The sequence below is a fragment of the Henriciella sp. genome (assembly GCF_049649345.1).
In the GTDB taxonomy this organism is placed as follows: domain Bacteria; phylum Pseudomonadota; class Alphaproteobacteria; order Caulobacterales; family Hyphomonadaceae; genus Henriciella.
Window position 1 is genome coordinate 1 of sequence record NZ_JBARZC010000394.1, and the last position, 8,622, is coordinate 8,622.

General features: G+C 61.1%; 12 protein-coding genes. 9 read left to right on the forward strand and 3 right to left on the reverse strand.

Annotated elements, in window-relative coordinates:
* Positions 1–250: 250 nt before the first annotated feature.
* Entirely contained in the window at positions 251–1,339 is a 1,089-nt protein-coding gene (recA, locus tag WA989_RS10715; RefSeq protein WP_424340489.1) for a recombinase RecA, read from the reverse strand.
* Between the two features lie 186 nt (positions 1,340–1,525).
* On the opposite strand from recA, the gene WA989_RS10720 reads away from it, so the two are divergent.
* The 6 genes from WA989_RS10720 to WA989_RS10745 all read left to right on the forward strand — a co-directional run bounded on the left by WA989_RS10720 (position 1,526) and on the right by WA989_RS10745 (position 4,817).
* A complete protein-coding gene (locus WA989_RS10720; RefSeq protein ID WP_424340490.1) occupies positions 1,526–2,284 on the forward strand; it encodes a hypothetical protein in 759 nt (252 codons plus the stop codon).
* Between the two features lie 65 nt (positions 2,285–2,349).
* Positions 2,350–2,562 (forward strand): DUF2093 domain-containing protein, encoded by a 213-nt coding sequence (locus tag WA989_RS10725; RefSeq protein WP_424340491.1) that lies wholly within the window; start codon positions 2,350–2,352, stop codon positions 2,560–2,562.
* Positions 2,563–2,567: 5 nt separating this feature from the next.
* Positions 2,568–3,464: a M23 family metallopeptidase gene (locus tag WA989_RS10730; RefSeq protein ID WP_424340492.1), complete on the forward strand. Its 897-nt coding sequence runs from the start codon at positions 2,568–2,570 to the stop codon at positions 3,462–3,464.
* Positions 3,465–3,549: 85 nt separating this feature from the next.
* The gene (locus WA989_RS10735) at positions 3,550–4,044 is read left to right on the forward strand and encodes an MgtC/SapB family protein (RefSeq protein WP_424340493.1); all 495 of its coding nucleotides are present in this window, start codon (positions 3,550–3,552) and stop codon (positions 4,042–4,044) included.
* Positions 4,045–4,105: 61 nt separating this feature from the next.
* Positions 4,106–4,321, forward strand: coding sequence for a dodecin (locus WA989_RS10740; RefSeq protein WP_424340494.1), 216 nt, complete (start codon positions 4,106–4,108; stop codon positions 4,319–4,321).
* A 70-nt stretch (positions 4,322–4,391) separates the two neighbouring features.
* Positions 4,392–4,817, forward strand: coding sequence for a cupin domain-containing protein (locus WA989_RS10745; protein ID WP_424340495.1), 426 nt, complete (start codon positions 4,392–4,394; stop codon positions 4,815–4,817).
* Here WA989_RS10745 and WA989_RS10750 read toward each other — a convergent pair.
* Entirely contained in the window at positions 4,814–5,785 is a 972-nt protein-coding gene (locus WA989_RS10750) for a quinone oxidoreductase family protein (RefSeq protein ID WP_424340496.1), read from the reverse strand. The genes WA989_RS10745 and WA989_RS10750 overlap by 4 nt on opposite strands.
* Before the next feature lie 38 nt (positions 5,786–5,823).
* Between WA989_RS10750 and rnhB the strand changes: the two genes are divergently transcribed.
* Positions 5,824–6,408 (forward strand): ribonuclease HII, encoded by a 585-nt coding sequence (gene rnhB, locus WA989_RS10755; RefSeq protein WP_424340497.1) that lies wholly within the window; start codon positions 5,824–5,826, stop codon positions 6,406–6,408.
* Between the two features lie 16 nt (positions 6,409–6,424).
* Here the strand turns inward: rnhB and WA989_RS10760 are convergent, their stop codons facing one another.
* Positions 6,425–7,030 carry a hypothetical protein gene (locus WA989_RS10760; protein WP_424340498.1) on the reverse strand — a complete coding sequence of 202 codons (606 nt, stop codon included), beginning with the start codon at positions 7,028–7,030 and terminating at the stop codon, positions 6,425–6,427.
* A 243-nt stretch (positions 7,031–7,273) separates the two neighbouring features.
* Here WA989_RS10760 and WA989_RS10765 point away from each other — a divergent pair, with 243 nt between their 5' ends.
* Entirely contained in the window at positions 7,274–7,708 is a 435-nt protein-coding gene (locus tag WA989_RS10765; RefSeq protein WP_424340499.1) for a GIY-YIG nuclease family protein, read from the forward strand.
* A gap of 96 nt (positions 7,709–7,804) precedes the next feature.
* Positions 7,805–8,622 (forward strand): AMP-binding protein (locus WA989_RS10770; protein WP_424340500.1); only part of this gene is annotated, 818 nt, incomplete at its 3' end.

The following is an 8,622-nucleotide window of genomic DNA, read 5'->3' on the forward strand; positions in this document are numbered from 1 at the left end:
TCATTGTCCGGCACCAGTGGAGCCGAGGCTTTGCGCGTATGGCCCTGTCTCTCAAAATAGAAGAGGAAAGTCTCGCGAAGTTGGTTGACGCTTGTCATCTTTGGTTTCTGGCCCCGGTCAAAATCAGCTGTCGGCCTGCACAGATCTGCTGTGACCGCCGAACTCCTGCAGGGGATATAAAGAGTCCCCTGCGGCGCGCCAAGCGTCAGCCACGCCGCAGGGGTCAATCAATTACAGTCTTGCAGGCCTGCTAGCCGACATCGGCCTCATCGGCGCTGTCATCATTGCCGGTCTCATCGGATAGCAAAACATCGGAAAGAAGGCCGGAGCGCTTGCGGATTTCGGTCTCGATCTCGTCAGCAATTTCCGGATTGTCCTTCAGGAACTGGCGCGTCTTTTCGCGGCCCTGGCCGATGCGGTCTTCCTTGTAGGAGTACCAGGACCCTGCCTTGTCGATGACTTCGCACTTTACGCCGAGATCGATCAGTTCGCCTGTCTTGGAGATACCTTCCCCATAAATGATATCGAACTCGACCTGCCGGAAAGGCGGGGCCACCTTGTTCTTGACGACTTTCACACGGGTCTGGTTACCGATGGTTTCGTCGCGGTCCTTGATCGCGCCGATGCGGCGGATATCGAGGCGGACCGAAGAGTAGAATTTCAGCGCATTGCCGCCGGTCGTGGTTTCCGGGCTGCCGAACATGACACCGATCTTCATGCGGATCTGGTTGATGAAGATGACCATGCATTTCGACTTGGAGATCGAGCCTGTCAGCTTGCGCAGCGCCTGGCTCATCAGGCGGGCCTGAAGACCAGGCAGGCTGTCGCCCATCTCGCCTTCAATCTCGGCGCGCGGGGTCAGCGCAGCGACCGAATCGATCACCAGAAGATCCACCGCGCCGGAGCGCACCAGCGTGTCGGCAATCTCGAGCGCCTGCTCGCCGGTATCGGGCTGGGAGATGAGCAGATCATCAAGATCGACGCCCAGCTTGGAGGCATAGACCGGGTCGAGCGCATGTTCTGCGTCGATAAAGGCGCAGACCCCGCCATTCTTCTGCGCTTCGGCAACCGAGTGCAGCGACAGGGTCGTCTTGCCGGAGCTTTCAGGACCGTAGATTTCAATGATTCGCCCTTTGGGCAGACCGCCAATGCCGAGCGCGATATCAAGACCGAGCGAGCCGGTCGAGACCGCTTCGATATCCATGGTCTGCTTGTCGCCGAGCCGCATCACGGAGCCCTTGCCAAAGGACCGCTCAATGTTCGACAGGGCGGTTTCGAGTGCTTTCTGCTTATCCACGCCGGATTCCTTGTCCACGAGTTGCAATGCGGGTTTGGCCATGAGTCGTCTCCTTAGGTCCATATCTGGCCCTGCATTGCAAGACCGGCGTTTCATCTGAAGAGCAGTCTGTACCACAAATGTTCCGGAGAACAAAACAAAAACTTCTGCCGTGCGCAGAAAGCTTGCGGAAGCGGCCCGCATCCGCCTAGACTCGGCCGCGACGGAAGCGGGCTGACCAGCGAGGCGATGGCTTTGACATCTATCCTGAAGACCGGTGTGGCAGGCGCAGCGCTGCTTGCGGCGATGGACCTGCCCGGCCTCTCGCATGCGCAGGAAACCAACGATCCCGGCGAGGCGCCGCCGACGACGCTGCCCTTCGAGCCGACCGTTCCGTCTGCCCCGCCGACGCGGCCGACCTATCCACAACCTCAATCGCCCCCTCCCCCGCCAACCGATCCGGTCTGCTTGGAAATCGGGCCGATTATCCGCGCCGGCGTCACCGCTTCACGTTTTGCGACCCTGTCACCTGCAACCGCCGCCGGCGGGACGATCGGCCGGTATGATGCGGGCGAGGCGTTTAATTCGATCGGTATTTCCTATTGCACGGTGGTCATTCCCGCCGCTGCGGCGCTGACCGCGGACAGCCCCTACAATCAGGTGACCTGCCAGATCGCGATCGAACATGGGGAGACAGCCTATGTGGAGGATCTGAGAGAGAGCCGCGCCCCGCTCGCCGAACAGATTGCAGCCTGCCCGGCCATGGCCCGCTGGACGTCGGCGCCGCCGGAGCCTGCCGGGGCCGCTTCCTCCGGTCTTGTCGAGGATCATATCTTCTCTCACCCGGACGTGGCCGTCGAAATCGCGCTGCAGATAAGGCATCACGAGAAAGCCGGCGACTGGCCCGCCTCGCATCTGCGCGCCCTGAGCCTGGTCTTCCGGACACCCAATCCCGACAGGCCGCCTCCGGACGAGCCTGAGGAGACAGCGGCAGAGCCAGCCGAATAGGGCCCGGCCCTGAAGACATGTCATGGGGGCTTTCTTCCTGGCCGCAATCGCCGCATTATGGAGCGATGCTGACACGAACCGGAAAATCACAAGGCGAAGCGCGCCTGCGCTACCTCGATGCTGATCTCGAAGTGATCGAGCCTGGCGATTATGTCGTCTGCGCAGTCACCGGCCGGAAAATTCCGCTACAGGCGCTTCGCTATTGGAGCGTCGACCATCAGGAAGCCTATATCGATGCGGAAGCGGCAGCCTCGCGCATGGTCGAAGGGCGCAGCTGAGCGGCATGTTTGTCCTGCGCGATCTTGTCCTGCCCGCGCTGTTCGTCTTTCTGCCGGTCGGGCCTGCCACGGCCGACGAGGCTGGCGAGCTTGCCTGCGGCGGCATTGCCAAGCAGAGCGGCCTTCTGGTCTGCACAGGCCCATCGGATATCAAGATCGACATTGCCGCCCCAGACGGGAGCGCGGCGCGCACCGTCGCCACAGATGCAGACGGGCGGGTATTCATTGGCCTGATGCAGGACGAAGCCAGCGCGCTGATCCTCACCCCGCAGCAGGAGTCGATTGAGCCGGTGAAGGTGGATGTGGCGGCGCGCGAGGATGATTACCGCGTCATCCGGGGGCTCGATTGCGACAAGGTCGATGCACGCACTGATGCACAGAAGGCTCATGCGGCCGACAGCTGGGTGAAGAAACAGGACGCGTTTGCGAGCTTCAATGACGGCCCCGGCGCAACTCTCGGCTTCATCAAGCCGGCGGCCGGGCCAACCTCATCGCCCTTCGGCCCGACACGGAAATATATCGGCGTCGGGGCCGATGGAACCGAATGCGAGAGCACCTCGGTTCATCGCGGCTATGACATGGCTGTGCCCACCGGCACGCTGATCACTGCGCCTGCGGGCGGCACGGTCATTCTTGGCGATCCTGACCTTTATTATGAAGGCGGCGCGGTCTTCCTCGATCATGGCGGCGGACTGGTCTCGGTGTTCATGCACATGTCGCGTGTCGATGTCGAAGCTGGCGATGTCGTGGAAACCGGCGAACCGCTCGGCCTTTCGGGAAATACAGGCCGTACAACCGGGCCGCACCTGCACTGGGCCGTCAAATGGCGCAACACGGCCAGCGATGATCGGGGCGGTGACTTCTATATCGATCCGGCGCTGCTGCTCGAACTCGACGGATAATCAAGACGAATCATTTCACCGGTCACGCAACCATTTTGGTTCGAGACCGTAGGTGTCACATAGCTGTCACAAAGGATTCGGTCTCATGAATGGTCTGACATTCGAGACAAGTATTCCCCTGCTTGGTATCGCTGCGCGACTGGGCGCCGCCTGCCTGTGCGGCTTCCTGGTTGGTTTTGAGCGAGAGGCCCGCGACCGCCCGGCCGGGTTGCGAACCCATATGTTGACCGCCCTGGCAGCAGCGCTGTTCGGGATCATTGCCATTGAGATGATCGCCGTGTTTGACACCGATGACGACAGCACACAGCTCGATCCGATCCGCGTCGTCGAAGCCGTCACTGCGGGCGTGGCGTTTCTTGCCGCCGGGACGATCATCCAGTCCCGCGGAAATGTGCGCGGCCTCACGACCGGGGCTGGCATGTGGCTGGCGGGCGCCATTGGCCTTGCGTGCGGGACGGGGCTTTTGACCATCGCTTTGATTGCAACGGTGCTTGCCGTGATCATTCTGGCACCCTTGCGCATGATAGAATCCCACATCTTCGATAAATCGCCCCCGGATTACGAAAATCTGGATGAGTGATAACCGCTGCCGCCCCCCGGGCTGCAGAACAGCCTTTTTTGGAACCTATGGAGGACCTCCCATGTCGACAGACACCTATGCGATCACCAAGATCGTCGGCACTTCGAAAACATCGATCGAAGAAGCGATCGATGGCGCCCTTGCCACCGCCCGCAAGACCCTTCGCAACCTCGACTGGTTCGAAGTTGTCTCGACGCGCGGCTATATCGAGGACGGAAAAGTGGCCTATTATCAGGTCACGCTGGAGCTCGGCTTCAAGTATGATGTGAGCGGTTGAGCGCGTTTGACATTCGCCTTGCGGCCTAGGGCGTTCAACTGCATTCTCCCGTTACAAAAGGGAGGGCATCATGAAATGTCTGCTATGGAGCCTGTCGGCTGTCGCGCTGGCAGGCTGTTCCCAGCCTGACGCCTTTCCAGCCGCTGAAAAGATGCCGCCCGCGGGCTCGAATGAAATGTTGCGTGCGCCGGTAACAAGCGCCGAGGGGCTGGAAGTCCTGATCTCTGACGTCGTCATTCCGCCGGATGCGACCGTGCCGCGCCACTATCACCCCGGAGAGGAATTCCTCTACGTGATTTCCGGCTCGGCCATTCATGTCGAGGAAGGCAAGCCTGACCGGATGCTGAAAGCGGGCGACGCCTATGTCATCCCGCCAAACGCCATCCATTCGCCGCGCGGCGGCCCCGAGGGGGCGCGCGCCATCGTCTTCCGCGTGCATGTCGCCGATCAGCCTGAACGCATTCTCGTGCCCGAGGAGGGCGCTCCGCAGAACTAGGGTCTGAGCAGCGTCGATCCCACCGTTCCGCGTCCTTCAATCGCCCGGTGGGCCTCGGCGGCCTCTTCCAGCGCGAAGGTCTGGCCGACATGGGCCTTGATCGTGCCGGTTCGCATCGCGCCGAACAGGGCGGCAGAGCCGCGCCGCCAGTCTTCATCTGTGGTCAGAAAGCTGAACAGGGTGGGACGCGTCATGATGAGAGAGCCTCGGCGCGCCAGTTCGGTCGGCGCGAGAGGCTCGACGGCGCCCGATGCATTGCCATAGCTCATCCACCAGCCGCGCGGCTTCAGACTGTCCAGCGAGGCCTGCGCCGAGGATTTGCCAACGCCATCATAGGAGACGTCGACCCCTTTTCCGCCGGTGAGCGCCTTGACGCGGCCTGCGACGTCCTCATGCGAAAAGATGACTTCGTCGGCGCCTGCGTCCCGCGCGAGCTTTGCCTTCTCCTCGGTCGAGGTCACCGCCAGCACCCGCACGCCAAGCGAGGTCGCCCATGGCACGATGAGAGAGCCGACGCCGCCGGATGGCGCCCAGACAAGCGCGGTATCGCCCGGCTGTGCCTGCTTGATCTCGAACAGAAGCATCCACGCCGTCAGGCCTTTCAGCAGCGTCGCGGCGGCGTCATCCTCGCTGATGCCATCCGGCAGGGGCAGCATGCGGCTGGCCGGGCCGGTGAAATGCGTCGCATAGGTGCCGGACCCCATATAGGCGACCCGGTCGCCGGCCTTCAGGTTTTCAACGCCCTCGCCGACGGCTTCGACCGTGCCTGCGCCCTCTTGTCCGGGTGTAAAGGGAAGCTTCGCCGGATAGAGGCCCGTCCTGAAATAGGTATCGATGAAATTGAGCCCGATGGCGCTCTGACGGACCAGCGCTTCGCCCGGTCCAGGCTCCCTCGGCTCCATGGAAACCTTGGTTAAGACCTCCGGACCACCCGTCTCGTTAATCTGAATGCAATATGCGTCGCTCATGGTTAAGGCTCCCGGAATCATGATGAATTGGTGTGACCATGACCAAGATAGACCTGATCTGCGGCATTGACGAGGCCGGACGCGGCCCCTGGGCGGGGCCAGTGACGGCTGGCGCGGTCATTCTCGATCCGGCGCAACCCATTGACGGGCTGACAGATTCCAAGAAATTATGCGAGGCCAAACGCGAGGCGCTCTATACCGAAATCAAGGCCAAGGCACTTGGCTATGGCATCGGTTGGGCGAGCCCGGAAGAGATTGACAAACTGAACATTCGTGAAGCGACTTTCCTCGCCATGACCCGGGCAATCGCCATTATGGGCTATGTTCCGCAGATGATACTTGTGGATGGAAATTGCCTGCCCAAGGCCCTGCCATGCCCGGCCAATGCTATCGTGAAGGGCGATCTCATCGAGCCGGTCATCTCTGCCGCCTCGATCCTGGCAAAGGTCGCGCGCGACCGCGCCATGGAGGAATTGTCCTGCCGGTATCCCGGCTACGGATTCCGCAAGCACAAGGGCTACGGCACGGCCGACCACACCTCCGCGCTAAATGAGCTTGGGCCCTGCAGCTGCCACAGGAAGAGCTTCGCACCGGTGAAGAAAGCGCTCCAGCGCGCCGCCTGACGACGGCCTTTACGGGCTATTCGAGGCAGACCGATACGGGCCGGTCGATCAGATCGGCAACCAGGGGATCGGATGGCTCGGCGAGAAACTGCCGCGAAAACTCATTGTCGGGCGACATGGCGATCTGGCTCATCTCGTGCACGCAGTCGGCAACAGTATCTTCCACCCTTGTGAAAACGCGGAAAAACAAGGTGTCTGACAGCGCGTAAACGAAAAGCGCGCGCTCCATCTCTGGCGTCTCGGCGCCGAACCATGTATCGACATCTTCAGCCCTCAGAAGCGTTCCGGTTCCGGGCGCCTCCACTTCGTCACATGCCTCTGTGACGGCCATTTCGATCGCAAGCGCTGCAGGGTCGTCAGGGTCCGCTTCGAGCAGGGTGCGGTAAGCCAGCTTCTCCTGCCCCGCGATACAGGCAGCTTTCTCATAATCTTCCGATGTCGTCGCCGTCAGATATGTCATGGTCTGGACCACTCCGACGGCGTAGGCCTTTTTCTCAGCCTGTGAAAAATCGGCCAGTTCCCCGACCATCGCCGGCGCTATAGCGCCCTCTTCTTCGGCCAAGGCGGACAGGCCCATGGAGGCTGCGATCAGGCACGCTCCAATCGTTCTGGAAATTTTCATATGCTTGCTCCCAATTGCAGGCCGCCCATGCGTCCTCATGGGGATTAGGCGTGGGAATATGGCAGATCAGGCCACCCCAACCGTAAGAAATAGTGCAGGGGACCACCATCGACCCCTCCCAATCCGACCGCGGGGTGCCTTGAGAACGGGCCGGGTCCGCCTTGATACGGCCACGACTTCTTAACCGCTCATTAACCATATCAGCGAGACTCTGCGCGATGAATTCTCGGAGGAGGCCGCCCGATGATTGTTTTTGGGGCGCATCCCTGGTTTGGAGAAACCGGGCGCAAGTACAAGTTCAATGTGACCCTTACCGACAGGGGCATTCCAAATGGCGCGGGCATCTATGTCTTCGTGCGCCGCCGCTTCGTGTTTTTCCTGGAGCCTCTCTACGTGGGCAAGGCGACCAATCTGAAGGACCGCCTGATCGGTCATGAGCGCTGGCCGGAAGCCTGGTGGAATCGCGGCGCCACAGAGCGCCACATCCTCAAAGTGCCGAACGCCAGGGCGCGCGCCAATATCGAGGAAGACCTCATCCGGCGCTACCAGCCGGTGATGAACGACATGCTGATCCCTCGCGGTCTGCACGACGCGCCAAACGACAAGAAGCTCGCCAAGGCCTGGCGGCGCAAGCGCTTCTGGAACAAGTTCTGGTGGGGCAAGCCCCATATCAGCTAGGCGACCGGGCCGGTCCGACGCCACGTAACCCCTCGCTGACATCCCGCTTTTCTGTTTAACTCAGCAAAACAGAAAATATCGGGAGGTTTGCGTATCATGGGTGACAGCATCTTCAATCTTGGAGACATGCTCGACGCGGTCGGCAGAGAACTCGGGCCAGACAGCCCCGCTCTGATCCATGGCGAGCGGGTGATCAGCTGGCCGGACATGACGGCGCGGTCCAACAATGTCGCGCGAAACCTCCGCGCCCGCGGTGTCGAAACCGGTGACAAGGCGGGCTTCTACTTGCGCAACCAGCCGGAATACACCGAAGCGCTCGTCGCCTGCTTCAAAGGCCGGTTTACCCACGTCAACGTCAACTATCGCTATCTGGAAGATGAGCTGGTCTACATCTTCGACAATTCCGATTCCGCTGTCGTCTTTTTCGACCGCGAGTTCCGGGACAATGTCGAGCGGGTGAAGGACCGCTTGCCGAACGTGAAAGTCTGGGTCGAGATTGGCGGCGATGGCTCCGACACGCCTGATTATGCGATTGCCTATGAAGACCTCGCCGCCGAAGGCGATGGCAGCGAGCTTGGCATAGAGCGCTCGGACGATGATCTTCTCTTCCTGTATACAGGCGGGACGACCGGCATGCCGAAAGGCGTGATGTGGAGCCACCGCATCTGGCGCGAAAGCTCGCGCGAATCCATGATCAAGATTTACGGCTTCACCCCGGAGAATATGGACCAGCACATCGCCTGGACCCATGAAGCTGGCAAGCTGTCGCGCCAGCTGCCGGCCTGCCCGCTCATGCATGGCACCGGCCTGTTCACGGCGATGGGCTCGATCATTTCGGGCGGCTGCATCGTGACGCTGGAAAACACGAAGAAATTCGACCCCGAAGAGCTTTGGGAGACGGTGGATAGGAATGG

What these genes read in the sequence shown, in the direction of transcription:
- WA989_RS10765 (WP_424340499.1), top strand. Translation starts at nt 7,274, where the DNA reads ATGATTGTTTTTGGGGCGCATCCCTGGTTTGGAGAAACCGGGCGCAAG.
- WA989_RS10750 (WP_424340496.1), bottom strand. Translation starts at nt 5,785, where the DNA reads ATGAGCGACGCATATTGCATTCAGATTAACGAGACGGGTGGTCCGGAG.
- recA (WP_424340489.1), bottom strand. Translation starts at nt 1,339, where the DNA reads ATGGCCAAACCCGCATTGCAACTCGTGGACAAGGAATCCGGCGTGGAT.
- WA989_RS10730 (WP_424340492.1), top strand. Translation starts at nt 2,568, where the DNA reads ATGTTTGTCCTGCGCGATCTTGTCCTGCCCGCGCTGTTCGTCTTTCTG.
- WA989_RS10760 (WP_424340498.1), bottom strand. Translation starts at nt 7,030, where the DNA reads ATGAAAATTTCCAGAACGATTGGAGCGTGCCTGATCGCAGCCTCCATG.
- WA989_RS10735 (WP_424340493.1), top strand. Translation starts at nt 3,550, where the DNA reads ATGAATGGTCTGACATTCGAGACAAGTATTCCCCTGCTTGGTATCGCT.
- rnhB (WP_424340497.1), top strand. Translation starts at nt 5,824, where the DNA reads ATGACCAAGATAGACCTGATCTGCGGCATTGACGAGGCCGGACGCGGC.
- WA989_RS10740 (WP_424340494.1), top strand. Translation starts at nt 4,106, where the DNA reads ATGTCGACAGACACCTATGCGATCACCAAGATCGTCGGCACTTCGAAA.
- WA989_RS10720 (WP_424340490.1), top strand. Translation starts at nt 1,526, where the DNA reads ATGGCTTTGACATCTATCCTGAAGACCGGTGTGGCAGGCGCAGCGCTG.
- WA989_RS10745 (WP_424340495.1), top strand. Translation starts at nt 4,392, where the DNA reads ATGAAATGTCTGCTATGGAGCCTGTCGGCTGTCGCGCTGGCAGGCTGT.
- WA989_RS10725 (WP_424340491.1), top strand. Translation starts at nt 2,350, where the DNA reads ATGCTGACACGAACCGGAAAATCACAAGGCGAAGCGCGCCTGCGCTAC.